We start from the raw sequence: 25055 nt of genomic DNA, 5'->3' as shown, positions 1-25055 counted from the left end.
CTTGGCGGACTCGCTGCCCCCGTGATCGAGCTAAGCACGCCGCCTTGCTTCGACCTTGTGCCATCGGCAAGCGTTGTCGCTAAATTATGGCAGGTGCGCACATTGAAAGCCCCAACCTCATACGTAATACTTTCATTAGACATGAGCGGGGCGCCGATGGCCGCCTCCGAGGGTAATCGGGCGAGGCATCGCCTGTCGTTCACGCTGGGCAAGGCGGAAGACGATGATCGGTGCTGGAGGGAATAACATGGCCTTGGGGCTTGCGCGGCGGTGGCTGCCGCTTTCGATCGTCTGTGTGGCGCTGCTTGTGTCGATGCCATCAGGGGCATGGGCGGCAAAACGCGTCGCGCTGCTGATCGGCAATGAGAAATATGAAGCGACGTCGCCGCTCAACAACCCCGCCAACGACGTCGAACTGATGAAGGCTTCTTTTGAGGATGCCGGGTTCGACTCGGTGACGACGGTGCACGACGTCGGTCGCCAGGACATGGTCAAGGCCCTGCGCGACTTCGAGGATCTCGCGACCGGTGCCGAAGTTGCGATCGTCTATTACTCAGGCCATGGCATGGAGATGAATGGCGAGAACTTCCTGCTTCCCGTCGACGCGCAACTGAAGACTGACAAGGATATCGAGGACGAGGCGATCGGCCTCGATCGAGTTCAGCGTTCGCTCGAAGGCGCGACCAAGCTCAAGCTGGTGATTCTCGACGCCTGTCGCAACAATCCTTTCGAGCAGAGCATGACGCGTTCGATCTCGACCAGGGCCGTTTCGCGCGGACTGGCGCGCGTCGAGCCCGAATCGGCCGATCTGCTCGTCGCCTTCGCCTCGAAGGCCGGCACGGTCGCGCTCGACGGGGAGGGCAATAACAGCCCCTTCGCCACGGCACTCGCCAAGTATCTGACGGAACCGGGCGTCGATGTCCGCATCGCGCTTGGAAAGGTTCGCGACGAGGTGGTGTCGGTGACCAATCGCGGCCAGGAGCCTTTCGTCTACGGCTCGCTCGGCGGCGCCCAGATCTTTCTCAACATCAAAGAGGTGAACATCACCGTCACCAACAATGGCGGACAGCTGTCGCCCAACAGCCAATCCGAGGCGGCTGCCGACTGGCAGAACATCCGCGATCTCGCGGACAAGGACCTGTTGACCGCCTTCCTGGCCAAGCATGGTTCGGACCCGGTCTACAAGATGCTCGCCGAAAAGAAGTTGAAGCTCTTGAGCGAAGCCGAGCAGACATCGAGCGTGACGCCGGACGAGATTGCCTGGGACGCCTTGAAGCAGTCGACCGATGCGGCGGCGCTGACGCGCTTCATCGAGCGCTACCCTGACAGCAAGCACAAGGCGGAGGCCGAGCAGCAAATTGCGGCCCTCGAGCCACAGAAGGGCCTCAACGTCTCGCCGACCGGCAAGGACACCCAGGCTTCGCGCGATTGCTATCTGCTTGCCGGCGAGCCGCAGTCGATGCCCGGTTTCCTCGGGGTCAATTTCCTGAAGCTCGACGCCGAAAGGGCGCTCACCGCCTGTGCCCAAGCCGTCAACGAAAACCCTGACGATATGATGCTCGTCAATATGTTGGGGCGCGCGCAGGACGCCGGGCGGAATTATGTCGAGGCGCGGCGCAACTACCGGAAGGCGGCCGACGGCGGCAACATGTATGCGTTGACCAATCTCGCGTGGTTCTCGGTATACGGGACCGATGGGCCGGTGGACGTCGACGAGGGCAAGCGCATGTTCGACCAGGCGGCCCGCGCCGGCAATGCCTATGGGCAGGCCTCGCTCGGCTGGCTCTATCGCGAGGGCTATGACGGCATCGCGCAGGACTATGCGGAAGCCGCCCGGTGGTATGAACTGGCGGCCAATCAGGGCTATGCCAATGCCATGGCGACGATGGGCTGGTTCTATCGCGAAGGTCTTGGCCTGCCGAAAGACCTCCAACAATCGCTCGCCTGGTATAAGAAGGCAGCCGAAAGCGGCGACGCCAACGCCATGTCGTCGCTCGGTTGGGCCTATCAGAACGGGCTGGGGACTGAGCAGAGCTACCCGGAAGCCAAGGTCTGGTACGAGAAGGCGGCCAACGTGGGTGATTCCTATTCCATGGCACTGCTCGGCTGGTTCTACGATATCGGCAATGGTGTCGCGCAGGACTATGTGCAGGCGCGCACCTGGTATGAGATGGCGGCCAACGCCGGCAGCGCCTATGCGATGGGCAACCTCAGTCGCCTCTATGATTACGGCCTCGGCACCAAGGCGGACGCGAAGGAGGCGGTTCGCTGGGCTGCAGCCAGCGTCGAGGGCGGCGATCCGGCGAAACTCGATGAACTGAAGAGCCAGCCCAACAATTTCACGCCCGCATTCCGCAAGGAAATGCAGAACCTGCTGAAGGACCGCGGGTATTATGGTGGTCCGGTCGACGGCGAGTTCGGCGCGGCGACCCAACAGGCAATCGAGCGCCTCGCGCGCAAATCGTAGGCAGCACGCGTGCGCCGATGCGGAATCACATCGCTGCGTACGCTGGTCTTGCCTGCGGAGATGAGGGCGAACACGACGCGGCACGACGGGTTGCCGATCGCGGCCCACATGAAAATGCGAGGATTTCCCGGAAACCGACAAAAAAATCTTGCATTGGCCGCTGAGTGACACTAGTCAGGCGCTAACGGAGAGGTGGCCGAGTGGTCGAAGGCGCTCCCCTGCTAAGGGAGTATACCGGAAACGGTATCGAGGGTTCGAATCCCTTCTTCTCCGCCATTATCCCAAATAGCCCCATGTCCTTTGCACCCCGCCCTTCGAGCGAGCATCTGGTCTCGGCTATCTCGCGACTGAATTTCATTTGTTGTGGTTCGTTGGCCGTGGCGGCAGTCGTCGCCAGGGGCGCCCGTGCATTCTTGGTGCTGGTGCTGATCTTTGCATCGTCCAGAATCACCTGGTCGGGGCGTTTGCCGAATCTCTGCGTTGATTCTGCTGATTCCTCAGGCCGCCATCCTTTCTCCACCAAGCGCTTTCTTGGAGCGAATGCTGTTTTAGGCATTCACTGGACATCTGAAACGGGGTTCGCGTCCAGCTTTTCCCCTGTTTTGGGCGGGTTTCTGCCTCTTTCTGAAACAGGCGACCCCCACCTTCCTTATGCTAACCCCCCGTCGCTAAAGGGTTTTCTTAATGCTTTGTTAATTTTCTGCGGGGGTCTGCGGCGATTTTGTGTCGTTTCAGCAACAGGCCTCGGCGAAGGGCGATGCAAAGGACGTGAACTCGCTAGTTGGACGTTGCGCCGGTGATCCGGTCTTGTATTTTCAACTCCGGAAGCAAGGGCGGTTGATCGTCCGACTTCTTGAACGTTGGGGATGGGGCAGGGAAAGCTGTCCTTCAGCAAAATACCCAGACCCGTTTGAAACTTTTGACTGGAGGTCAGAAATGAACATCAAGAGCCTTCTTCTCGGCTCCGCTGCAGCTCTCGCAGCAGTTTCCGGCGCTCAGGCAGCCGACGCTATCGTCGCAGCAGAGCCGGAGCCCATGGAATACGTTCGCGTTTGCGACGCTTTCGGCACTGGCTACTTCTACATCCCGGGCACCGAAACCTGCCTCAAGATCGGCGGCTTCATCCGTGTTCAGGGTTCGTTCGGTGAAGACGCTGCTGACAGCCGTTACAACCAGGGCAACCTGGGCGGTCAGTCCACGTCGGACTGGGACGTTTTCTCCCGCGCTTACATCTCGTTCGACGCCAAGAGCGACACCGAATACGGCACGCTCACTGGCTTCTTCGCTGCTGAGTTCAACGCTGACAACGACACCGACATCGGCGACAGCTTCATCGACGTTGACGAAGCCTACATCCAGCTCGGTGGCCTCAAGGCCGGCTTCTTCTACAACTGGTGGGATAAGGGCCTGAACGGCGAAACCGACTCGCTCGGCAACTTCACCGAATTCAACTCGATCGCCTACCTCTACGACGGCGGTTCGTTCCAGGCCGGTCTCTCGGTTGACGAACTCGAAGGCACCTCGACCAAGTCGAACGGTGTTGGCGTTTCCGGTATCGTTTCGGCTTCGCTCGGCGGCGTTTCCTTCGACCTGCTCGGCGGTTACGACTCTGAACTCGAAGAAGGCGCAATCCGCGCTCTGCTCTCGGCTGACCTCGGCCCGGGCGTCTTCCAGGTTGCTGGTATCTGGGCTTCGAACCCGAACGCTTACTGGGAAAAGTCTGAGTGGACCGTTGCTGCGTCGTACCGCTTCAACGCGACCGACAAGCTGGCCATCACCCCCGGCGTTCAGTACTTCGACAACCTGAGCCACGGCTCGCTCACCGACTTCAGCGGTGACGACGCATGGCGCGCTGGCGTCACGCTCGACTACAAGATCACCGAAGGTCTCGCGACCCGCGTGTCGGTTCAGTACGAAGATGCTGACGGCGAACAGGATCAGGTATTCGGCTTCGTCCGCCTGCAGCGCGACTTCTAAGATCGTCTGACCTCGGTCAGAAGAGAGAAACCCGGCTTTCGAGCCGGGTTTTTTCGTTTTGGTATGGCACCATGAATTTTGGTCCTGCACTTGCATCATCGTGCTTGAGGAGATCAGGGAGTAAAGACCGCGTCGGCGCGGCTTCCTTGGGTCAGCGCGAGCGCGCGAGGTCGTTTAGAAATGCGGTGATGGCGTCGCGTGGACCGTCCAGATGAAGCAGCGGCGCATGGCCCTGGCCAGGCGCGATGAAGGCGGTCATCGCATTATGTCGTCGGCGCATTTCGCGCACTGTCGTCTCTGAAAGAAGCCGCGAATGCTCGCCCCTGACGACCATCAGGGAGACCTGGTTCATGGCGTCAAAGGGTGTCCACAGATCGGGCAATGGTGTTTCGCGTGTCAATCCGCGCAGGGACTGCGCGATTGCTGGATCGAAATCGGGAACCGGGATGCCGTCCTCGTCGCGAAAAATCGCTTTGGCCATGTCCGACCAGTCGCCGTCGCTTAAGACTGGAAAGTCGCCGCCGTGCAGTGTCCTCAGGTAGCCGGGTGCCTTCGCCCAGCTTGGCGGAGCGGCGCTGGAGTTGAGGTAATCCCGGATCGCAAGCAGACCTTCAATTTCGATCACAGGCCCGATATCGTTGAGCACTGCGGCTGCAATCAACGAAGGGGCGCGATCGACGAGGTTGTGGAGGATCAGGCCACCTCGCGATGTGCCGATAAAGATTGCCTTTTCGACCGCAAAGTGAGCACAGGCCGTTATCACATCGGTCGTTTCGACGACCACCGTGTAGTGGCTCTTATCAGCGTCGCGTTCCGAGTTGCCGCGCCCCCGATAATCCAGTGCGATGACGGGAATGCCCCGTGACGTCGAAAGAAAGCTTGCGAGTTCGTGAAAGTCCCGGCTGTTGCGGGTGAGGCCCGGGAGGCAGATGATTGGTGTCGCCGCGGATGGCGAAGGGGGAGGGCCGTAGCTTCGGGCGTAGAGAAGCAGCCCATCGGAACTACGGAAGTTATGCTCTTGGAATACGTCTTGGCCCATGCTGCTCCCTCTCGGACAGCTAAAATCTATCCGTTTGAAGGTGAGGAGCAAGTTGTTCGGGCCGACATAGCTGTTCGGCGGCCCGAGCGTGGCTGGCGATAGCCAACGGATGTGACTTTTCCCCTTGCGTTGGCAGCGGTCTGCTCAACAACTTTTTAGCTCAATAGGGCGAGCTACATTGGCGTCGCGGGCCGCCATAGGGCTGGTAGCTGTTGTCCCAGGCCCTATAGGAACGATAGCGCGCATAACACCAGCGCTGGTGTGCATTGCCGCTGACGGCTCTTGGTCCGTTGTAGTATCTCGGTTGGCTCAACAAACCGCCGATGATCGCGCCTGCGGCCAGTCCGCCGATCACCGCCCCGACGTCGTTGTCGTCGTGGTCATAGTGGCGGCGATATCGATCCCGGTAGTATCTGTCGCGGTAGTACCCGCTGCGATTATAGTCGCGGTAGTCGCGGTAGTCGCGATCCCGATAATAGCCATGTCGCCCGCGAAGTTCGCAATAGGGAACGGCGCAACTGGATCGGCTCTTGCGTTCTTCGCCGCGCTCGTAGGAGAATTGAACCTGTTGGACATTGGTCGTCCCGGAGACGATCGGCGGAGCGCTCGGGAACGCGCCGGCGGGCGGCACGCTGCTCAAGGCGGTCGCCAGCGAAAGGGCGACGATTGTCAAGGTCTTCATAACGTTCACCATTTCCTTCGGAAAAGTCTGGCTTTAGAAGGGAAATGGTTGAAGGCGTGGTTTGTGCCGTTGACGCTGATCACAATTATTTGATCGCGGCTGAGGCCGGCTATTGCCGTCCCATTCTCAGGTCTTCGACGATATCGGCTTTTTGCCCGAGCCTCGATTTGTAGACCTGATAGTTCTCCATCACCCGTTGGACATAGGTGCGCGTTTCCTGAAACGGAATGCGTTCGATCCAATCGACGACCTCGTCGATCGGCTTGCCGCGCGGGTCGCCGTAGCGGTCGAGCCATTCCGGAACGCGGCGCGGGCCGGCATTGTAGGCGATAAAGGTGAGGATGTAGGAGCCGCCGAAACTGCTGATCTGTTCGCCGAGATAATGCGCGCCGAGCGTGGCGTTGTAGCCGGCGTCGCTCGTCAGCCGGTCCTGCGAGTAGGCAAGGCCGTAGCGGCTGGCAACGCCCTTGGCCGTTCCCGGCATCAACTGCAACAGACCGCGGGCGTTGGCGGTGGAGATGGCGCCCGGGTTGAAGGCGCTTTCCTGGCGCGCGATCGCATAGGCGAGTGCCTTGCCGGAGCCGTCGATATTGGCGCTTGACGGGATCACGCCCACGGGAAACGCGAGCGCTGCAACATCGATTCCGCGCCCAAAGGCAATCTTGCCGACCTGTAGGGAAAGCTGGTGGTTGCCGGTTCTTTCCGCTCGGGCGGAAAGTAGCGCCAGTTCGCCGGGGCTCGTCAGTTCGTCGGCAAGCGCCCGGTAGATGCTGTCGGCGCGCCAGGTGTGGCCTGTGCCTTCAAGCCGCGTGATGGCGCGCACCGCCTCGCGGCTTTCGAACCGCGATCGGTCGTCTGCCGTCGGGGCCGGATAGGCGACGTTCAGCGTCTTGCGACCCAGCCGGGCGGCTGCGAGTTGCCCGTAGAACGTTCCGGGATAGCGGGCTGCGTTTGCGAAATACCCGTTGGCGTCACCCGGTCCGCCGGCCTCGGCCGAGCGGCCGAGCCAGTACCAAGCGCGCGAAGCGGAGAGGGGACGGCTCGACACATCCAGAATGCGGCGGAAGTGACGCGCTGCGGTCGCCGGGTCCTCCATGCCGCGCAGGGCATACCACCCGGCATGAAACTCGGCGTCGATAATATCGGTCGCGTCAGTCGCGAGATGGCCGGCGGCGATCCGATAGGCGCCTCGAAAGTCGCCACTGTCGAGCAGCCCGCGGCTGACGACCCTTTGCTCGACCCACCATTCGCCAGGGTTGACCAGGGCGCTCTTGTCCTTGGGCATGCGCGCAAGGAGCTTTGCTGCTTCCTCGTATTTCTTTTGTTTGCGCAGGTGCTCGATCTGAATGAAGAGATAGGCTGCGTCCTTGCGCCAGGCAGGATCGACCGCTGCGATGAGGGCCGGCGCCTTGTCGCTGCCACGGCTGACCGCCGCCCAGGCGCGATAAAGCGATTGAGCGTTTCCTAGGTCGCCGAACCGTTCGGCCTGCTCGACGCGGTTGCGATAGAGAAGCAGCACCATGCGGTGCTGATGATTGTCTGTGGTCAAGAGGCCGGAAAACTCGTCAAGGATCTTGGTCTCGATGTCCTTGTCGAGCGTGTCACGTTGCCAGATTGTACGCAGGTTCTTGGCGGCTATGTCGGCTTTTCCGGTGGCGACGAGAGCACGCGCAAGAATGAGGGAGCCTTCCGTCGTTTCCGGCTGCGTGTTGCCGAAAGCGGCGAGCACATCGGCCGCCGGCGGGTTCTCTCGATAGAGCGCTCGTTCGGAGTTGGCGCGCAGCGATTTTAGCCCCGGCCATCCCTGCAATTCCCGTTGGGCATCGGCGATTTCAAAGGAAGGTACGCCCCGCTGGCCGGAAACGGCGATCGCCCAGGTCAATATGTGCCGGTCGAGCGTGCCTTCGGTCATCGCGTCGCGTACGGCAATCGCTGCGGCCGGCTGCTTGTTGGACAGAGCATCGAGCCCCGCCTTGAGATCGCTGCTGACGGGTCCGGCAGCCGTCGCGATGGCATTCGTGGTTTCGTTCGCGGCAATGGGAGCTGCCTTGTCCAAGAGCGCGGGCTTGCGTGTCGGAACTGGTATGCGGTCAAGGGTTTCTGCGTTGCCCGTTGGCGCTGCCAGAAGCACCGCGCCGATGATGGCGGCGACAGGCAGATATATTGACCCGCGCATCAAGAACCCCGTGTTCCCCGTGTCCAACATTCATCCGCCGCCAGATTGCCCGATGACAAGACGGGCGGCCAGTATCGATCGTAACAATTGCGCCAAACCCGCTCTCGCCCTGGTTGGGCGGTCGTGATTATGCAGGCCAAACATCAAGCTTTTGCATGAAAACCGGCGTGAAATGCCGTGTTACAACGCTTGCCGCAGCCACCTCACATGATTATGGTGCGGCAGTTTTTTAACCGTCGATTACGGCCAAAGCATGAGTGCAGACTTCGCTTTTACGCCGTCAGGAGTTGTGCATGTTCAAGGGTTCCATTCCCGCTCTCGTAACACCGTTCACCGCCACCGGCGCGGTGGATGCGGATGGTTTCGTCGCGCATGTGGAATGGCAGATAAAAGAAGGCAGCCATGGCCTGGTGCCCGTTGGCACCACCGGCGAGTCTCCGACCCTTTCACATGATGAGCACAAGAAGGTGGTCGAGCTCTGCATCGAAGCGGCTGCCAAGCGCGTGCCTGTTATCGCCGGCGCCGGCTCCAACAACACGACGGAAGCGATCGAGCTTGCACAGCACGCCGAAAAGGCTGGCGCCGATGCGATCCTCGTGGTTACGCCCTACTACAACAAGCCGACGCAGAAGGGCCTCTTCGCGCACTATGCCGCGATCGCCGAGAGCGTGAAGCTGCCGATCGTCATCTACAACATCCCCGGCCGCTCGGTCGTGGATATGAGTGTCGAGACCATGGCGGCGCTCAGCAAGGCTTACGCCAACATCATCGGCGTCAAGGATGCCACCGGCAAGATCGAGCGCGTCTCCGAGCAGCGCATGGCCTGTGGTCCGGAGTTCGTCCAGCTTTCGGGCGAAGACGCAACCGCGCTCGGCTTCAACGCCCATGGCGGCGTTGGCTGCATTTCGGTCACGGCAAACGTTGCGCCACGCCTTTGCGCCGAGTTCCAGCAAGCGACGCTTGCCGGCGATTATGCCACGGCGCTTGCCTATCAGGACAAGTTGATGCCGTTGCACAAGGCGATCTTCATGGAGCCGGGTCTCTGCGGCGCCAAGTATGCGCTGAACCGCCTCGGTCGTATGAGCCGCACCGTGCGCTCGCCGCTGTTGCCGACGCTCGAGCCGGCAACCGAGGCCGCGATCGATGCAGCACTCAGACATGCAGGATTGATGAACTGATGGCACCCAAAGGAAGCCAGCGCACGGTCAATAAGGTTGTGGCGGAAAACCGTAAGGCCCGCTTCAACTACGAGATCGTCGACACCTACGAGGCCGGTCTGGTTTTGACCGGCACCGAGGTCAAGTCGTTGCGCGAAGGCAAGGCCAACATTGCCGAATCCTATGCGACGGACGAGGGCGGCGAGATCTGGCTGATCAACTCCTATCTGCCGGAATATCTGCAGGCGAACCGTTTCAATCATGAAACGCGGCGGCGGCGGAAACTGCTCCTGTCGAAGCGCGAGGTCAATCGGTTGCAGGGCGCCGTCAACCGCGAAGGCATGTCGCTGATCCCGCTGAAGATCTACTTCAACGATCGCGGCCGCGCCAAGTTGGAGCTGGCGCTCGGCAAGGGCAAGAAGCTGCACGACAAGCGGGAGAGCTCGAAAGAACGCGACTGGAACCGGCAGAAAAGCCGCCTGCTGAAGGACCGTGGCTAAGAGAAATCGCTTTGCGTTGCGTCCGCCAAAGACGGCCGATGCAACGCAGCTGTCGGCCACGGCGCGCTGAAAGCCCTGCCTGCAATTTTTGATATTTATTGAGAGAACTCAACGATCGACGTCGTTGACGCGGACTGGTTCAAGCGGCGCTCGCGCAATCGCGATCACGCGCCTTGCGTTCGAATGAACGCCTCAGATCTCGACCGGATCGGCCACCGGCTCGGTGTTGTGTCGCGGGGTACGTTCGGACGGTTCGCGGCCGATTTCGGCACGCAGCGTCGCAAGATCGATAAAGTGGTCGGCCTGGCGGCGCAGGTCGTCGGCAATCATGGGCGGCTGCGTCGACATGGTCGAAACGACAGAAACCTTGCGCCCCCTGCGCTGCAGGGCTTCCACCAGCGTGGTGAAATCGCCATCGCCGGAGAAGATGACGAGGTGATCGACGGTTTCGGACTGTTCCATGGCATCGATCGCCAGTTCGATATCCATATTGCCCTTGATCTTGCGGCGGCCGAGCGAGTCGGTGAATTCCTTGGCCGGCTTCGTCACGACCTTGTAACCGTTATAGTCTAGCCAATCGATGAGCGGGCGGATTGAAGAGTATTCCTGATCCTCGATGAGGGCCGTGTAGTAGTAGGCGCGCAGCAGATAGCCGCGCTTCTGGAATGCTTTCAGGAGCTTACGATAGTCGATGTCGAAGCCGAGGCTTTTCGATGCCGCATAAAGATTCGCGCCGTCGATAAAGAGTGCGATTTTTTCGCGGGGGTCGAACATCGTCTTTCCTTTTTCAATCGCGGCGCATCAAAGGCCGCCTGCCGGCGGGTGCGCAAAAGTAAGTCGATTACATTAATAATTGCTGATATGGCAAATAATGTAGCTTATGTATTGCATTATTCCAGCCGCGCGCTCGCGAATATAGCTAGTTTTAGCAGTTGCTATAGATCGTCCACATCTCTGGGTCGCTTTTTCCATCAGGGGCTTTATTTATGGCCAGAAAATGCAACCGTAATGTGTGAGCGACGTCTCCAGCTCATTCGCATCGCATTTTATCACGAAGTGTGACGTTACGTGAGCGTCCCTTGAAGGAAAAACTTGAACTTGCCTTGTTTTGATTGTATCCGGGCGCTTAATTCCAGAAATCGGACCCGATGAGGCGCCGTCAGGCGACTGCTCCGGTTTCGTGTTGTCAATCCGTGCAGCGGCGATGCCGCCGCGCTTCGAGCCCAAAAGGACAGGCAATGGCCCGCGTCACCGTCGAAGATTGCATCGACAAGGTCGATAACCGTTTCGAACTCGTTCTGCTTGCCAGCCACCGCGCGCGCCTGATTTCTCAGGGCGCCGCCATCACCATCGATCGCGACAACGACAAAAACCCCGTCGTCGCGCTCCGCGAGATTGCAGACGAGACCCTGTCTCCCGGCGACCTCAAGGAAGACCTGATCCACTCGCTGCAGAAGCATGTCGAAGTGGACGAGCCCGAGCCCGATCCGGCTTCGCTGCTACAGACCGATGCCGAGACGACGTTTACCGAAGTCGCCGAAGACGAAGATCAGCCGGAAGCCATCACCTTCGACCGCATGTCGGAAGAAGAACTGCTTGCCGGTATCGAAGGTCTGGTGCCGCCGGAAAAGAGCGACGACTACTGAGATCCGTCGCGGAACGCCCGTTCCCACGTGTTTTCAAAGCAGTGCGCCACTCGTATGATTGGCGCACTTTTTTATTGATTTCTTCTAGAGCGGGAAAAGGAAAGTGTTTGCGGTTTTCCGCCCGCATCCCGCTCTAAATTAGGAGAACGATCACGTTTATGATTTTAGGTCGATGGGACCTGAAATCATCATGATCTAGAGGATCGCCAGCGAATGATGCGCCAATACGAGCTCGTTGAGCGCGTGCAGAAGTACAAGCCCGACGTCAATGAAGCCTTGCTCAACAAGGCTTACGTCTATGCGATGCAGAAGCATGGCCAGCAGAAGCGGGCAAGCGGCGATCCCTACATATCCCATCCTCTGGAGGTGGCGGCGATCCTGACCGAGATGCGTCTCGACGAGTCGACCATCGCCGTTGCTCTTCTGCACGACACGATCGAGGACACGACGGCCACACGGCAGGAAATCGACGATCTCTTCGGCGAGGATATCGGCGCGCTCGTCGAAGGACTGACGAAGATCAAGAAGCTCGATCTCGTCACCAAGAAGGCCAAGCAGGCGGAGAACCTGCGCAAGCTGCTGCTCGCCATTTCGGACGATGTGCGGGTTTTGCTCGTGAAGCTCGCCGACCGGCTGCACAACATGCGCACGCTCGACCACATGTCGGCGGAAAAGCGCGCCCGCATCTCCGAAGAGACCATGGATATCTACGCGCCGCTCGCCGGCCGCATGGGTATGCAAGACATGCGTGAGGAGCTTGAAAACCTCTCGTTCCGCCATATCAATCCCGAGGCCTTCGAAACGGTCACCCGGCGGCTGGAGGAATTGTCCGAGCGCAACGAGGGCCTGATCAAGAAGATCGAGGACGAGCTTCGCGAGCTGCTTCAGGCCGAGGGCCTGAAGGCGGCGCAGGTGAAGGGTCGGCAGAAGAAGCCCTATTCGGTCTTCCGCAAGATGCAGTCGAAGTCGCTGTCCTTCGAGCAGCTGTCCGACGTCTGGGGCTTCCGCATCATCGTCGACGATATCCCGTCCTGCTACCGGGCGCTCGGCATCGTCCATACGCGCTGGCGCGTCGTCCCGGGCCGCTTCAAGGATTACATCTCGACACCGAAGCAGAACGACTACCAGTCGATCCACACCACCATCGTCGGCCCGTCCCGCCAGCGCATCGAGCTACAGATCCGCACCCGACGCATGAACGACATCGCCGAATACGGTATCGCGGCGCACTCGCTCTACAAGGACAGGGAGGGCAAAGAGGGTGCGTCGGCAGATGCGGCCCTGTCGCCGACGTCGAACGCCTATTCCTGGCTCCGGCGCACGATCGAATCGCTCGCGGAAGGCGACAACCCGGAAGAGTTCCTGGAGCACACCAAGCTCGAACTTTTCCAGGATCAGGTATTCTGCTTCACGCCCAAGGGCCAGTTGATCGCACTGCCGCGCGGCGCGACGCCAATCGACTTTGCCTATGCCGTTCACACAAATATTGGTGACACCTGCGTCGGCGCCAAGATCAACGGCCGTATCATGCCGCTGGTCACCCGCCTCAATAATGGCGACGAAGTGGAGATCATCCGCTCGGGCATCCAGGTGCCGCCGCCGGCCTGGGAAGAAATCGTCGTTACCGGCAAGGCCCGCTCGGCGATCCGCCGCGCGACGCGTGCGGCCATCCGCAAGCAATATGCCGGCCTCGGCTATCGCATTCTTGAGCGCACCTTCGAGCGCGCCGGCAAGAGCTTTTCGCGCGAGGCGCTGAAGCCGGCGCTGCATCGGCTCGGTCAGAAGGAAGTCGAGGACGCCATCGCCTCCGTCGGCCGTGGCGAGCTTTCCTCGCTCGACGTGCTGCGTGCGGTCTTCCCGGATCATCAGGACGAGCGGGTCACGGTGAAGCCCAGTGCCGACGACGGCTGGTTCAACATGCGCAGTGCCGCCGGCATGGTGTTCAAGTTGCCGGGCCGCGGCAAGGATGCCAACGGTGTCGCCCACGTCGAGGGGCCGGAGGCCCTGCCGATCCGCGGTCTCTCGGGCAATGCCGAGGTTCATTTCAGCCCGGCCGGGGCCATCCCGGGCGACCGCATCGTCGGCATCATGGAGAAGGACAAGGGGATCACCATCTACCCGATCCAGTCGCCGATCCTGCAGAAGTTCGATGACGAGCCGGAGCGCTGGATCGACGTGCGCTGGGATCTGGACGAGGCCAACAGCAGCCGCTTCATCGCCCGCATCGCGATCAGCGCCCTGAACGAGCCGGGGACGCTGGCCGAGGTGGCTCAGGCGATCGCCACCAGCGACGTCAACATCCGGACTTTGTCGATGGGGCGCGTGGCTGCGGACTTCAGCGAACTGCAGTTCGACCTCGAAGTCTGGGACCTGCGCCAGCTCAACCACCTGATCACGCAGCTCAAGGAATTGCCGAGCGTGTCCATGGTGAAGCGCCTGTTCGAATGAGCCGACTGGCCGCGCCTTGCGCAAATGCCTGCAAAACAGGCAGCCTGCGCGGGGCGAAATGGCAAGCCATGCCATCAGCGCATGGCTGCCGCTATTTCCTGTGTCTGGTGGAACAGGGACCTCTAAACTATCTTCTCGGTCGGGAGGTAAACAAAGAGGTTTGCCATGTTTAGTCAGTTGAAGAAGATCACCCGCGCTCTGCGCGTCCCCACTCAGGAAGAGCGCGAGCTCGCCTATCTCAATAACTCGGTCGACCGTATCGACCTCGAGTACCGCCAGCGCCAGATCGATCGCGGCCTGTTCCGTAACTACTAAGCCCGCTGCGTCCCGTCTTCTGGCGGGATGCTGAGCCATGCGTTCGGTGGATGGCTCGCCTGCGACATGCGCGCGGCGCCTGTGCGGGTTGCAAGCGACAGGCAGGACGCCTATCTTGCGGCCAGAAAACAGGCGGACGCGCGGTCTTGTGCCGGCTGACGGCTTCAAGACGCGGTCATGACGGCATAATGTTATTCAGGCGCAGAAAACCGGTTACGATTTCCGAAAGGCTGCGGTCCATCGTTTGGCCGCGCAAGGGTTTTGCACGCGGCCTGCGTTATGTGACGCTGCGTGTGTTGCGCCTTTCATCGACACCGCATTCGATTGCCGTCGGCGTGGCGGCGGGTGCCGCTTCGTCTTTCACGCCGTTTTTCGGTCTGCATATCCTTATTGCGGTTGCGCTCGCTTTCCTGTTCTCGGGCAATCTCGTGGCGGCGGCGATCACGACCGCGCTCGCCAATCCCGTCACGATCCCGATGATCCTGACGGCGTCCTACGAACTCGGGACGGCAATCCTCGGCGTCGAGAGCGCACACGCTGCGAGCTCGGCCGACGTCATGCGCATGGTCGAGCACCTCGACCTTCCGGCCCTTTGGGGTCCGGTGTTCAAGCCGATGCTGGTCGGCTCATTGCCGCTCGCGGCAGGCGGCGCCGTCCTTTCCTATATTGCGGCCTACCAGGCGGCCCGGCTCTTCCAAAAGCGCCGCCGGGCACGCACCAAAGAGCTCGGATCCTCTTCATGATCATAGGCATAGGCAGCGATCTGATCGATATCAGGCGGATCGAAAACTCGCTTTCCCGCTTCGGCGAGCGCTTCGTTCAGCGCTGTTTCACCGAAATCGAGATCGCCAAGTCCGAAGGGCGGAAGAACCGCGCGGCATCCTACGCCAAGCGCTTCGCCGCCAAGGAAGCCTGTTCCAAGGCGCTCGGCACAGGCCTCGCGCAGGGCGTCTTCTGGAAGGACATGGGCGTCATCAATTTGCCGGGCGGCAAGCCGACAATGAACCTGACCGGCGGTGCCGCCGCGCGTCTGGAGCAGATGTTGCCGCCGCATCATCGCGCCGCCATTCATCTGACGATCACCGATGATTTTCCACTGGCCCAGGCCTTCGTGATTATCGAGGCGCTGCCCGTTGCCCCGATTGAGGGAACGGTTTAGAGCATTCCGCTGGAAAAACCGGCCCTGACCGATTGAAGGGGCGGCGGTTTGCAGCATATGAGACCGGGATTGCGCGCAGTCCAAAGCCGGACCGAGAGTACGGACAAAAGTTGAGAGCAGGCCCCGCGCGGGCGTTGCGATGATAAAGGAACACAGTAGCGTGGCAGAAAAGACAGAAGCGAAGCAGAGCGGCCTCTGGGAGAACGTGAAGGTCGTCATCCAGGCATTGCTCCTGGCCTTGGTCATCCGTACGGTTCTCTTTCAGCCCTTCACCATTCCGTCCGGCTCGATGATGCCGACGCTGCTGGTTGGCGACTACATCTTCGTCAACAAGTTCGCCTACGGCTTCTCCAAGTACTCGCTGCCGCTTTCGCCCGATCTGTTCTCCGGCCGCATCTTCGCAAGTGAGCCGAAGCGCGGCGATATCGTCGTCTTCCGTTTCCCGCCGAACCCGGATATCGACTACATCAAGCGCCTCGTCGGCCTGCCGGGCGACCGCATCCAGGTGCGCAACAGCATCCTCTACATCAACGACAAGCCGGTCGAGCGCACGCCGGATGGCGGCTTCCGCGCCGACGACCAGTACGACACCGGCGGCGACGTTCCGGTTTTCCGCGAAACGATGGACAATGGCGTCTCCTATGACACGCTTGACCAGTTCCCGGATGCGCGCGGCGACAATACCCGCGAATTCATCGTGCCCGCCGGCCATTACTTCATGATGGGCGACAACCGCGACAACTCGGCTGACAGCCGCTTCGACGTCGGCTTCGTGCCTGCCGAAAACCTCGTCGGCCGCGCCAGCATGATCTTCTTCTCACTCGGTCACGACACGTCGTTCCGCGAAGTGTGGAAGTGGCCGACGAACCTGCGCTACGACCGTCTGTTCAAGGCGGTCGAATGATGAAGTCGCGGTCGCTGGGCGCGGAGGATCGGGTAAAGCTTGAGGCCGTGATCGGTTATCAGTTCACGGAGAAGGAGCGCCTTGATCGGGCGCTCACCCATTCCAGCGCGCGAAGCGCCAAGGGTTCCAACTATCAGCGCCTCGAATTCCTGGGTGACCGGGTGCTCGGGCTTTGCGTGGCGGAGCTTCTGTTCCAGACCTTTCGCGATGCCAATGAGGGCGAGCTTTCGGTCCGGCTGAACCAGCTCGTCAGCGCCGAAAGCTGCGCCAAGGTCGCCGACGACCTGGAGCTGCACCAATTCATCCGCACAGGCTCGGACGTCAAGAAGATAACCGGCAAGGCGATGATGAATGTGCGGGCGGATGTGGTAGAGTCGCTGATCGCCGCCATCTATCTCGACGGCGGTCTCGAAGCTGCCCGCGGCTTCGTGCTGCGCCATTGGAAAGATCGCGCGGTGCGTGCCGATGGGGCGCGCCGCGATGCAAAGACCGAATTGCAGGAATGGGCGCATGCCAAGTTCGGCATCGCGCCGGCCTACCGGACGGATGAGCGCTCCGGCCCCGACCACGACCCCCGCTTCACGGTAACCGTCGAAGTTACGGGTGTCGCGCCGGAGACCGGAACAGACAGATCCAAGCGCGGAGCCGAGCAGGTGGCCGCGACGAAATTGTTGGAACGCGAAGGCGTGTGGCGGAAGAGTTCCGCCGGAAATTGACGGAAAACATGACGGACATGGAAAAAGATACGGCCGCCGAAGGCGCGCCGACCCACTCGGGCTTCGTGGCGATGATCGGAGCGACCAACGCAGGCAAGTCGACCCTGGTCAACCGCCTCGTCGGTGCCAAGGTTTCGATCGTCAGCCACAAGGTGCAGACGACGCGCGCGATCGTGCGTGGCATTGCCATTCATGACAACGCCCAGATCGTTTTCATGGACACGCCCGGCATCTTCAAGCCGCGCCGCCGGCTCGACCGCGCCATGGTCACGACCGCCTGGGGCGGCGCCAAGGATGCGGACGTGATCATGTTCCTGATCGACAGCGAACGCGGCCTGAAGGGCGATGCGGAAGCGATCCTCGAGGGGCTGAAGGAAGTGCACCAGCCGAAGATCCTGGTGCTGAACAAGATCGACCAGGTGCGTCCCGAAGACCTCTTGAAGCTGGCGGCTGCCGCCAACGAGACGATCAAGTTCGAGCGCACCTTCATGATCTCGGCGCTGAACGGCTCGGGCTGCACGGATCTGATGGATTACTTGGCTGAGACGCTGCCAGAAGGCCCCTGGTACTATCCGGAAGACCAGATCTCCGATCTGCCGATGCGCCAGCTTGCCGCTGAAATCACCCGCGAAAAGCTCTTCCTGCGGCTGCACCAGGAACTTCCCTATGCCTCGCATGTCGAAACCGAGAAGTGGGAAGAGCGCAAGGACGGCTCGGTGCGCATCGAGCAGGTAATCTACGTCGAGCGCGAGAGCCAGAAGAAGATCGCGCTTGGCAAGGGCGGCGATGCGATCAAGGCGATCTCGACCGCATCGCGCAAGGAGATCTCCGAGATCCTTGAGCAGCCGGTGCACCTGTTCCTGTTCGTCAAGGTACGCGAAAACTGGGGCGACGACCCCGAGCGCTTCCGCGAAATGGGCCTGGAATTTCCGCGATAAGGCCGCACGCACACCGTTTGGTGTGATGTTCTACGGCACCCGTTGAAACGGGTGCCGTATCAAACGCAGGCGGCCTCAGGCGCCCGCTATCAGCTTTCCTTTTGCATCGAGAACCGGTTCGCCGTCCTCCTTCGAGAACGGGCCCTTGTGCGTGTCCGGCAGGATGTCGAGCACCCGTTCGGATGGACGGCAGAGCCGCGTTCCGATCGGCGTCACCACGAAGGGGCGGTTGATGAGGATCGGGTGGGCCATCATTGCGTCGATCAGCCGTTCGTCGCTGACCGTGGGCTCGCCAAGCCCGAGTTCCGCATAGGGCGTGCCTTTCTCGCGGAGTGCGTCCCGCACCGTCAGGCCGGCATCGGCAATCATTTTTTCCAGCGCCTGCCGCGACGGCGGCGCCTGCAGATACTCGATCACCGTCGGCTCGATACCGGCGTTGCGGATCATCGCCAGCGCGTTGCGCGAGGTGCCGCAGGCGGGGTTGTGGTAGATCGTGACGTTCATGCGCTTGCCTTCCGCGGTGTTGAGACCGCCGCTGCGGCCAGCTTCGACGGTTGCTCAAAGCCATAGGGTCGAAGCTTGCCGCAGGCAAGTCGGCCGCCCGTGTCAGTTCGTACCGGCGTCAGCGACCTGCCGCTTTGCGAGCGCCGGGCCGATCATCTCGATCCGGTTGGTCCAGATGTAGCCGGAGAACCCTGGCGGTACCATTTCCAGATCCTGCATCGTGTCGATGCCGGTGGTGAAATCGCCGCCGCCATAGGGACCGAGCAGGATGATCTCGCTTCCGGCCGCCTTCATCCGTGCAGCGAAACGGTCGGGCCAGCCCCAGAGAAGCGGCGCATAATTGCCGGGCACGATCACAAACGTGTTCTTGCACGCGTCCGGCATCAGGCCGCTCCAGCCGTAGCCGAGATAACGGGTCAGGCACGCCATCGTCGACGTCCGGTCGTAGCCTCGCATCCCTTGCAGGCGTTTCAGCGTCTCGCGGGTCGGCTCCTCGCCGCCATAGACGCCGAACACGGCCTCCCGCCATTGCGGTTGCGCGTCGACACGCGTTGCGAGTTCAGCGCCTTCCTCGGCGCGCCGGCTCTTGAAGTTGATCAGGAACCTGCGGTCGGGCAGGGCGGCCAGCACCTCCTCGAGCGTCGGCATCTGGCCGACGCCCTTGCCGCGGAACGGGAAGGTCTTGCCGCCGTCTGCCGTGTAGCCATAGCCGATGTCGAGAGACTTCAGCGCCGTCATCGGCGTTTCCTCGGTGACGCCCTTGGCCTCGGTCCGGCAATCGAGCGTCCAGTCGTGGAAGACGGCGAACTGTCTGTCGGGCGTCAGATGCACGTCGAGTTCGACGACATCTGCGCCGGCGTCGAAGGCGGCCTGCATCGAGGCGATCGTGTTTTCGAGATAGGGATGCTCCGGCGTCCTGATGATCGTTGCCGTACACGTGTCCCTGCCGACGTTGTCCGTCGGATAGGTTTGATGCATGCCCCGGTGGGCAAGCAGTTTTGCGGTGCCCGCCGGCGGCGCGACGAACAATGATGTGTTCATCAACCACACGACCGCGACAAACAGCACGAAAATGGCAAGCGCTTTCTTCATCCTGATTCTCCTCTGGGAATCGGGATTGCCCGACATTGTGGCGCGACGATGTTGTTTTGCACGTATCGCGTGCGTGCGTGTCGCGGATTGCGAACAATGTGTCACCCGCGCGCGCGGTTGACCGTGGTCCGGGCCCCGTGAGAGGTAGCCGTCACAGACTTGCGATCCAGGAGAAAGAGATGCCGCAGCTCGTCGAGGGAAAATGGATCAAGGGCGACGTTGCGGCGAGCGAGATGAAGGGCGGCGCGTTCCATCGCGAGCCGACGCGGTTTCATCGCTGGATCACGCCCGATGGCAGGCCGGGCCCGGAAGGGCAGGAGGCCTTGCCAGCCGAGGCCGGGCGCTTCCGCCTGTTCGTTTCCTATCTCTGCCCTTGGGCCTCGCGTACGATCGCCTTCCGCAATCTCAAGGGCTTGCAGGACATTGTCGGCTTGACCGTTTCCAATCCGGAACTGGGCGAAGATGGCTGGGTCTATGACGAGCCTGTCGATGCCGGCGCGCGCGTCGGCAAGATCCGCTTCCATCACGAGCTCTATGTGGCGAGCGATCCGACCTACACCGGTAAGGTCTCTGTTCCCGTGCTCTGGGACATGCGCGAAGGGCGGATCGTCAACAACGAGTCCGCCGATATCATCCGCATCTTGAACTCGGCCTTCGATGGGCTCACCGGCAACCGGCTCGACTTCTACCCCGAGGCGCTGCGTGCCGAGATCGACCGCTGGAACGGCCCGATTTACGAGCGTGTCAACAACGGCGTCTATCGATCCGGCTTCGCCAAGACCCAGGGCGCCTATGACGAGGCGGTGGCAAGCCTCTTTGGCATGCTCGACGAACTGGAGGCCCACCTTGCGGACAATCGTTACCTCGCCGGCGAGCACCTGACCGAGGCCGACATCCGCCTCTTCGTCACCCTCGTTCGCTTCGACGCGGGCTATCACGGGGCGTTCAAATGCAACATCCGCCGGATCGAGGATTATCCGGCGCTGTCGAATTACCTCCGCGAGATCTACCAGTGGCCAGGCATCCGCGAGAGCGTACGCATCGACCATATCAAGCGCGGCTACTATGGCATCGTCCACATCAACCCGACGCGCATCGTTCCGGCAGGCCCGCTGCTCGATTTTGACCGGCCCCATGACCGCGCGCGTCTACCCGGTCTAGGCGTCGCTGAAATCTAGGTTTGTTTCTCAGCATTTGCTAAGGAAACAAATTTATGAGGGGCCATAAAGAACCCATTGTCAATCGATCGAAGCTTCCTACCTTATTTTGAGTTCTGATGGATAGGAGCCCGATGGCGGCTGCCTGACGAATTCGCGGCGATGTGCCCGCCGGATACCCGTGAGGCTACGCCCGTGCCGGTTCTCGCCGCTTCCGGACGCGCTGGCGCCTGTTCCCGATGCGCCCCGCGCAACCACTCCTGAAGCCCCGAAAGAGCCGACCCTTCGCATCTCTCATGCACCAGGACACGTTCGGTAGCTCTGGTAGGGGTGGGATATGAATGCAGCATTGTTGACATTGCTTCGCCGTCTGGTGCGCAACGGTAACCTGACGGTTGTATTTTCTTCCGGTGAAAAAGTGATCCTGGGTGACGGCAGCGGAAAGCCGGCATCAATCCGCATCATCGATGCGGAGGCGGAGGCGGCGATCGTTCGTGATCCCGGTCTTCGTTTCGGTGAAATGTATATGGACGGGCGTGTCGTCATCGAGAAGGGCGACATCTTTGATGTGCTCTCGATCGTCAAGGAAAACGGCATCGAGAACGCGGCCAATGCCACCAACACGATGACCGGCCTGTGGCATGTGTTGCGTCAGCAATTGCTGAGCCGAATCCCGGTCAATCGTAACCGGCACAACGTCGCCCATCACTACGACCTTGATCGCAAGCTTTTCGACCTGTTCCTCGACGAGGACTGGCAATATTCCTGCGCCTATTTTCAACCGCAGGGCATATCGCTCGATGCCGCGCAGCTCGCCAAAAAACGGCATATCGCGGCAAAGCTCCTGCTGGAGCCGGGCCAGAAGGTGCTGGAGGTCGGCTCCGGCTGGGGCGGCATGGCCATGTATCTGGCCGAATCCTCGGGCGTTGAGGTCACCGGCATCACGCTCAGCGAAGAGCAGCTGAAGGTCTCGCGGGATCGTGCCGCCAGGCGTGGGCTCTCCGATCGGGTCCGCTTCGAACTGCAGGACTACCGCACTCTGCAGGGCCGGCAGTTCGACCGCATCGTCTCGGTCGGCATGTTCGAGCATGTCGGCACCGGCAACTACGGCAACTTTTTCGGCAAGATGAACGCGCTGTTGAAGCCCGACGGCGTCATGCTGCTGCATTCGATCGGCCAGATCTACAAGCCCTGGGCCACCAACCCGTGGATCGAGAAGTACATCTTCCCCGGCGGCTATATCCCGGCGATTTCGGAGGTCCTGCCTTCCGTCGAGCGCACGCGGCTGCTGGTGAAGGATGTCGAAATCCTGCCGATGCACTATGCCTGGACGTTGAAAGCCTGGCGCGAGCGCTTCGTCGCCCGGCGCGAAGAGGCGATCAAGCTCTACGACGAGCGGTTCTTCCGCATGTGGGAGTTCTATCTGGCTGCGTCTGAGACGGCCTTCCTCTACGACAAGCACTTCATCTTCCAGCTGCAGATCTCACCGTCTCTCGGTGCCGTCCCTGCCTCGCGCGGCTATATCGAGGAGAGGGAGCGGCAATTGATCGAGTTCGAAAAGCGCCGGCCGCCGCTCGAGCCAGTCAACACCTGGGACGTCGTGCCCGAGCAGGAGCATGTCGAGCCTGCCGCCATGGCGTGCTGAACCATCGGCCGTCCCGCCTGAAAGCGGGGCGGCCGATCCATCTTCTGTGGAGTTCCGGTTTTCCGCTGAAGGCCTTCACTTGGCCTTCAAGGTCTGCGCCTTTATGGTCGCCGATCAAACAGCAAAGACGGAATTCCCATATGGCCAGCCCTGCAAAACCCATCGCCGCCATCATCGCCAGCGAAATCAAGGCGACACCTTCGCAGGTCGTCGCGGCGGTCGAGCTGCTCGACGAGGGCGCCACGGTGCCGTTCATCGCGCGTTACCGCAAGGAAGTGACGGGCGGGCTCGACGATACGCAGCTGCGTATGCTTTCGGAACGGCTGACCTATCTGCGCGAACTCGAGGCGCGCCGTGCATCGATCCTCGAATCGATCCGCGGCCAGGACAAGCTGACCGCCGAACTCGAAGCCAAGATCGCCGCCGTCGAAACCAAGGCCGAACTCGAGGACATCTATCTGCCCTATAAGCCAAAGCGCCGCACCAAGGCGGAAATCGCCCGCGAGCGTGGCCTCGGGCCTCTGGCAGAAGCGATCCTTGCTGATCGCTCCATAGCACCTGCCGACCGCGCCGCGGCCTTCCTGACTGCAGAGGTGGCCGATGTGAAGACGGCGCTCGATGGTGCGCGCGATATCATCGCCGAAGGCATGACGGAGAATGCCGATCTGCTCGGCCGCCTGCGCAACCACATGAAGGGGGCCGCCTTCCTGCGCGCCAAGGTCGTCGACGGCAAGCAGGAGGCCGGTGCCAAGTTCTCCGACTACTTCGATCATTCCGAGCGCTGGGCGACGACGCCAGGCCATCGCGCCCTGGCCATGCTGCGCGGCTGGAACGAAGAGGTGCTGTCCGTCGATATCGTCGTCGACCAGGACGATACCTCGCCGGTCAAGCCGGTCGAGCGCATGATCGCCGCCGCCTACAATGTCGGTGGCCACCTGCCGGGCGACAAGTGGCTTGCCGAGATGATCGGCTGGACCTGGCGCGTGAAGCTCTCCATGTCGCTGTCGCTCGATCTCATGCGCGAACTGCGTGAGCGCGCCGAGGAAGAGGCGATCCACGTCTTTGCCCGCAACCTCAAGGATCTGCTGCTGGCCGCACCTGCGGGATCGCGGGCGACCATGGGGCTTGATCCGGGCATCCGCACCGGCGTCAAGGTCGCCATCGTCGACGGCACCGGCAAGTTGCTCGAAACCACAACCGTCTACCCGTTTCCGCCGAAGAACGATGTCCGTGGCACCCAGGCGGAACTCGCTTCGCTCATTCGCAAGCACAAGGTGGAGCTGATCGCCATCGGCAACGGCACCGGCAGCCGCGAAACCGAAAAGCTCGTGACCGACATGCTCTCGCAGCTCCCGGCGCCGAAGCCGACCAAGGTCATCGTTTCCGAGGCCGGCGCCTCGGTTTACTCGGCTTCCGAAACCGCCGCCCTGGAATTCCCGGGTCTCGACGTTTCGCTGCGCGGTGCGGTCTCGATCGCCCGCCGCCTGCAGGATCCGTTGGCCGAACTCGTGAAGATCGAGCCGAAGTCGATCGGCGTCGGCCAGTACCAGCACGATGTCGACCAGTCGAAGCTCAGCCGTTCGCTGGATGCGGTGGTGGAAGACGCGGTGAATGCCGTCGGTGTCGATGTCAACACGGCTTCTGCGCCGCTGCTGGCGCGCGTTTCAGGCCTCGGCAAATCTTCCGCCGAGGCGATCGTCGCTCATCGCGATGCGACCGGCCCGTTTGCGAGCCGCAAGGAACTGTTGAACGTGCCACGGCTCGGCGCGCGCACCTTCGAGCAGTGCGCGGGCTTCCTGCGCATTCCCAACGGCAAAGAGCCGCTCGACGCCTCCTCGGTCCACCCGGAGGCCTATGGGGTCGCCAAGAAGATCGTTGCTGCCTGTGGTCGCGACGTACGTGCGCTGATGGGCGACAGCGTCGCGCTGAAGAGCCTCGATCCGAAGGTTTTCGTCGACGAGCGCTTCGGCTTGCCAACGGTCAAGGACATCCTTGCGGAACTGGAAAAGCCCGGTCGCGACCCGCGCCCGAGCTTCAAGACCGCGACCTTCGCCGACGGTATCGACGACATCAAGGACCTGAAGGTCGGCATGCAGCTCGAGGGCACCGTGACCAATGTCGCCGCCTTCGGCGCCTTCGTCGACATCGGCGTGCACCAGGACGGCCTCGTGCACGTGTCCCAGCTCGCGGACCGCTTCGTCAAGGATCCGCATGAGGTGGTAAAGGCCGGCGATGTGGTGACCGTTCGTGTCACGGAGGTCGATGTTCCGCGCAAGCGGATCGGCCTCACCATGCGCAAGGATGGTGGCGCCGAGACGGGCCGCGAGCCGCGGTCGGGCGCGCCGGGCGGCAACAACAATCGTGGTCCCGCCCCGCGCCAGCAGAAGCCGCAGCAACCGGCTCAGGGCGCCTTCGGTGCGGCGCTGATGGAAGCGATGAAGCGCAAATAGGGCAGGCCTTCGCCGCGGGCGCATCCGGCGTCCCCGGCCGCATGCTCTATAAATTAGCTAATTGTAATAATCCGGCCTTTCCA

Annotated in this window: 21 protein-coding genes and 1 tRNA gene; 16 read left to right on the top strand and 6 right to left on the bottom strand. The window is 61.4% G+C overall.

The genetic code is table 11. The annotated features are described in order from the left end of the window. The first annotated feature begins 247 nt into the window (after window positions 1-247). The 3 genes from BLU15_RS05980 to BLU15_RS05970 all read left to right on the top strand — a co-directional run bounded on the left by BLU15_RS05980 (window position 248) and on the right by BLU15_RS05970 (window position 4444). Window positions 248-2467, top strand: a complete 2220-nt coding sequence (locus BLU15_RS05980) for a caspase family protein (protein WP_176960269.1) — start codon at window positions 248-250, stop codon at window positions 2465-2467. A gap of 186 nt (window positions 2468-2653) precedes the next feature. Further along, a tRNA-Ser gene (locus BLU15_RS05975) sits at window positions 2654-2743 on the top strand. A gap of 660 nt (window positions 2744-3403) precedes the next feature. Next, a complete protein-coding gene (locus BLU15_RS05970; RefSeq protein WP_034804167.1) occupies window positions 3404-4444 on the top strand; it encodes a porin in 1041 nt (346 codons plus the stop codon). Window positions 4445-4595: 151 nt separating this feature from the next. Here BLU15_RS05970 and BLU15_RS05965 read toward each other — a convergent pair whose 3' ends face one another. From BLU15_RS05965 to BLU15_RS05955, 3 genes are all read right to left on the bottom strand, one after another. Beyond that, complete coding sequence (locus tag BLU15_RS05965; RefSeq protein WP_090294643.1) at window positions 4596-5483, bottom strand: alpha/beta fold hydrolase; 888 nt, start codon at window positions 5481-5483, stop codon at window positions 4596-4598. A gap of 160 nt (window positions 5484-5643) precedes the next feature. Continuing rightward, window positions 5644-6165, bottom strand: coding sequence for a BA14K family protein (locus BLU15_RS05960; protein WP_090294642.1), 522 nt, complete (start codon window positions 6163-6165; stop codon window positions 5644-5646). A 109-nt stretch (window positions 6166-6274) separates the two neighbouring features. Continuing rightward, window positions 6275-8341 carry a lytic transglycosylase domain-containing protein gene (locus BLU15_RS05955; RefSeq protein ID WP_162731778.1) on the bottom strand — a complete coding sequence of 689 codons (2067 nt, stop codon included), beginning with the start codon at window positions 8339-8341 and terminating at the stop codon, window positions 6275-6277. A gap of 293 nt (window positions 8342-8634) precedes the next feature. Here BLU15_RS05955 and dapA point away from each other — a divergent pair, with 293 nt between their 5' ends. Together dapA and smpB are read left to right on the top strand one after the other, a co-directional pair. Continuing rightward, window positions 8635-9519, top strand: coding sequence for a 4-hydroxy-tetrahydrodipicolinate synthase (gene dapA, locus BLU15_RS05950; RefSeq protein ID WP_060580958.1), 885 nt, complete (start codon window positions 8635-8637; stop codon window positions 9517-9519). Beyond that, complete coding sequence (gene smpB / locus BLU15_RS05945; RefSeq protein ID WP_034804150.1) at window positions 9519-9998, top strand: SsrA-binding protein SmpB; 480 nt, start codon at window positions 9519-9521, stop codon at window positions 9996-9998. Before dapA ends, smpB begins: the two co-directional genes overlap by 1 nt. Window positions 9999-10190: 192 nt before the next feature. Here smpB and BLU15_RS05940 read toward each other — a convergent pair whose 3' ends face one another. Beyond that, window positions 10191-10772, bottom strand: coding sequence for a LabA-like NYN domain-containing protein (locus BLU15_RS05940; protein ID WP_034804147.1), 582 nt, complete (start codon window positions 10770-10772; stop codon window positions 10191-10193). Between the two features lie 464 nt (window positions 10773-11236). On the opposite strand from BLU15_RS05940, the gene rpoZ reads away from it, so the two are divergent. The 8 genes from rpoZ (at window position 11237) to era (ending at window position 18124) form a co-directional block, all read left to right on the top strand. Further along, window positions 11237-11644: a DNA-directed RNA polymerase subunit omega gene (rpoZ, locus tag BLU15_RS05935; protein WP_034804144.1), complete on the top strand. Its 408-nt coding sequence runs from the start codon at window positions 11237-11239 to the stop codon at window positions 11642-11644. Between the two features lie 213 nt (window positions 11645-11857). Next, a complete protein-coding gene (locus BLU15_RS05930; protein WP_090294639.1) occupies window positions 11858-14092 on the top strand; it encodes a RelA/SpoT family protein in 2235 nt (744 codons plus the stop codon). A 165-nt stretch (window positions 14093-14257) separates the two neighbouring features. Beyond that, entirely contained in the window at window positions 14258-14407 is a 150-nt protein-coding gene (locus tag BLU15_RS05925) for a DUF3563 family protein (protein ID WP_064816984.1), read from the top strand. A 188-nt stretch (window positions 14408-14595) separates the two neighbouring features. Further along, window positions 14596-15150 (top strand): DUF2062 domain-containing protein, encoded by a 555-nt coding sequence (locus BLU15_RS05920; protein ID WP_060580957.1) that lies wholly within the window; start codon window positions 14596-14598, stop codon window positions 15148-15150. Next, window positions 15147-15566 (top strand): holo-ACP synthase, encoded by a 420-nt coding sequence (gene acpS, locus BLU15_RS05915; RefSeq protein ID WP_034804122.1) that lies wholly within the window; start codon window positions 15147-15149, stop codon window positions 15564-15566. The genes BLU15_RS05920 and acpS overlap by 4 nt, the downstream gene beginning before the upstream one ends. Before the next feature lie 160 nt (window positions 15567-15726). Continuing rightward, on the top strand, window positions 15727-16470 hold the full coding sequence (lepB, locus tag BLU15_RS05910) for a signal peptidase I (RefSeq protein WP_060522099.1): 744 nt from the start codon (window positions 15727-15729) through the stop codon (window positions 16468-16470). After that, a complete protein-coding gene (gene rnc / locus BLU15_RS05905) occupies window positions 16470-17186 on the top strand; it encodes a ribonuclease III (protein ID WP_090294803.1) in 717 nt (238 codons plus the stop codon). Before lepB ends, rnc begins: the two co-directional genes overlap by 1 nt. An 8-nt stretch (window positions 17187-17194) precedes the next feature. Then, window positions 17195-18124: a GTPase Era gene (era, locus tag BLU15_RS05900; protein WP_034804323.1), complete on the top strand. Its 930-nt coding sequence runs from the start codon at window positions 17195-17197 to the stop codon at window positions 18122-18124. Window positions 18125-18199: 75 nt separating this feature from the next. On the opposite strand, the gene arsC is transcribed toward era, so the two are convergent. After that, a complete protein-coding gene (gene arsC, locus BLU15_RS05895) occupies window positions 18200-18628 on the bottom strand; it encodes an arsenate reductase (glutaredoxin) (protein WP_090294637.1) in 429 nt (142 codons plus the stop codon). 102 nt (window positions 18629-18730) lie between these two features. Beyond that, window positions 18731-19720: a glycerophosphodiester phosphodiesterase family protein gene (locus tag BLU15_RS05890; protein WP_090294636.1), complete on the bottom strand. Its 990-nt coding sequence runs from the start codon at window positions 19718-19720 to the stop codon at window positions 18731-18733. 179 nt (window positions 19721-19899) lie between these two features. Here BLU15_RS05890 and BLU15_RS05885 point away from each other — a divergent pair, with 179 nt between their 5' ends. The 3 genes from BLU15_RS05885 to BLU15_RS05875 all read left to right on the top strand — a co-directional run bounded on the left by BLU15_RS05885 (window position 19900) and on the right by BLU15_RS05875 (window position 24972). Beyond that, window positions 19900-20898: a glutathione S-transferase family protein gene (locus tag BLU15_RS05885; protein WP_090294634.1), complete on the top strand. Its 999-nt coding sequence runs from the start codon at window positions 19900-19902 to the stop codon at window positions 20896-20898. A gap of 316 nt (window positions 20899-21214) precedes the next feature. Then, window positions 21215-22522 carry an SAM-dependent methyltransferase gene (locus tag BLU15_RS05880; protein WP_090294633.1) on the top strand — a complete coding sequence of 436 codons (1308 nt, stop codon included), beginning with the start codon at window positions 21215-21217 and terminating at the stop codon, window positions 22520-22522. A gap of 140 nt (window positions 22523-22662) precedes the next feature. After that, window positions 22663-24972: a Tex family protein gene (locus BLU15_RS05875; protein ID WP_090294631.1), complete on the top strand. Its 2310-nt coding sequence runs from the start codon at window positions 22663-22665 to the stop codon at window positions 24970-24972. Window positions 24973-25055 lie beyond the last annotated feature (83 nt).

Source organism: Ensifer sp. YR511 (assembly GCF_900103045.1).
GTDB lineage: Bacteria > Pseudomonadota > Alphaproteobacteria > Rhizobiales > Rhizobiaceae > Ensifer > Ensifer adhaerens.
Note: the sequence above shows the minus strand (reverse complement) of the source record. Positions and strands in the feature narration are given on the sequence as shown.

Bases quoted from the DNA above. Each gene is read 5' to 3' on its own strand.
- BLU15_RS05980 (WP_176960269.1), top strand. From the start codon at position 248: ATGGCCTTGGGGCTTGCGCGGCGGTGGCTGCCGCTTTCGATCGTCTGT.
- BLU15_RS05970 (WP_034804167.1), top strand. From the start codon at position 3,404: ATGAACATCAAGAGCCTTCTTCTCGGCTCCGCTGCAGCTCTCGCAGCA.
- BLU15_RS05965 (WP_090294643.1), bottom strand. From the start codon at position 5,483: ATGGGCCAAGACGTATTCCAAGAGCATAACTTCCGTAGTTCCGATGGG.
- BLU15_RS05960 (WP_090294642.1), bottom strand. From the start codon at position 6,165: ATGAAGACCTTGACAATCGTCGCCCTTTCGCTGGCGACCGCCTTGAGC.
- BLU15_RS05955 (WP_162731778.1), bottom strand. From the start codon at position 8,341: ATGCGCGGGTCAATATATCTGCCTGTCGCCGCCATCATCGGCGCGGTG.
- dapA (WP_060580958.1), top strand. From the start codon at position 8,635: ATGTTCAAGGGTTCCATTCCCGCTCTCGTAACACCGTTCACCGCCACC.
- smpB (WP_034804150.1), top strand. From the start codon at position 9,519: ATGGCACCCAAAGGAAGCCAGCGCACGGTCAATAAGGTTGTGGCGGAA.
- BLU15_RS05940 (WP_034804147.1), bottom strand. From the start codon at position 10,772: ATGTTCGACCCCCGCGAAAAAATCGCACTCTTTATCGACGGCGCGAAT.
- rpoZ (WP_034804144.1), top strand. From the start codon at position 11,237: ATGGCCCGCGTCACCGTCGAAGATTGCATCGACAAGGTCGATAACCGT.
- BLU15_RS05930 (WP_090294639.1), top strand. From the start codon at position 11,858: ATGATGCGCCAATACGAGCTCGTTGAGCGCGTGCAGAAGTACAAGCCC.
- BLU15_RS05925 (WP_064816984.1), top strand. From the start codon at position 14,258: ATGTTTAGTCAGTTGAAGAAGATCACCCGCGCTCTGCGCGTCCCCACT.
- BLU15_RS05920 (WP_060580957.1), top strand. From the start codon at position 14,596: ATGTTATTCAGGCGCAGAAAACCGGTTACGATTTCCGAAAGGCTGCGG.
- acpS (WP_034804122.1), top strand. From the start codon at position 15,147: ATGATCATAGGCATAGGCAGCGATCTGATCGATATCAGGCGGATCGAA.
- rnc (WP_090294803.1), top strand. From the start codon at position 16,470: ATGAAGTCGCGGTCGCTGGGCGCGGAGGATCGGGTAAAGCTTGAGGCC.
- era (WP_034804323.1), top strand. From the start codon at position 17,195: ATGACGGACATGGAAAAAGATACGGCCGCCGAAGGCGCGCCGACCCAC.
- arsC (WP_090294637.1), bottom strand. From the start codon at position 18,628: ATGAACGTCACGATCTACCACAACCCCGCCTGCGGCACCTCGCGCAAC.
- BLU15_RS05890 (WP_090294636.1), bottom strand. From the start codon at position 19,720: ATGAAGAAAGCGCTTGCCATTTTCGTGCTGTTTGTCGCGGTCGTGTGG.
- BLU15_RS05885 (WP_090294634.1), top strand. From the start codon at position 19,900: ATGCCGCAGCTCGTCGAGGGAAAATGGATCAAGGGCGACGTTGCGGCG.
- BLU15_RS05880 (WP_090294633.1), top strand. From the start codon at position 21,215: ATGAATGCAGCATTGTTGACATTGCTTCGCCGTCTGGTGCGCAACGGT.
- BLU15_RS05875 (WP_090294631.1), top strand. From the start codon at position 22,663: ATGGCCAGCCCTGCAAAACCCATCGCCGCCATCATCGCCAGCGAAATC.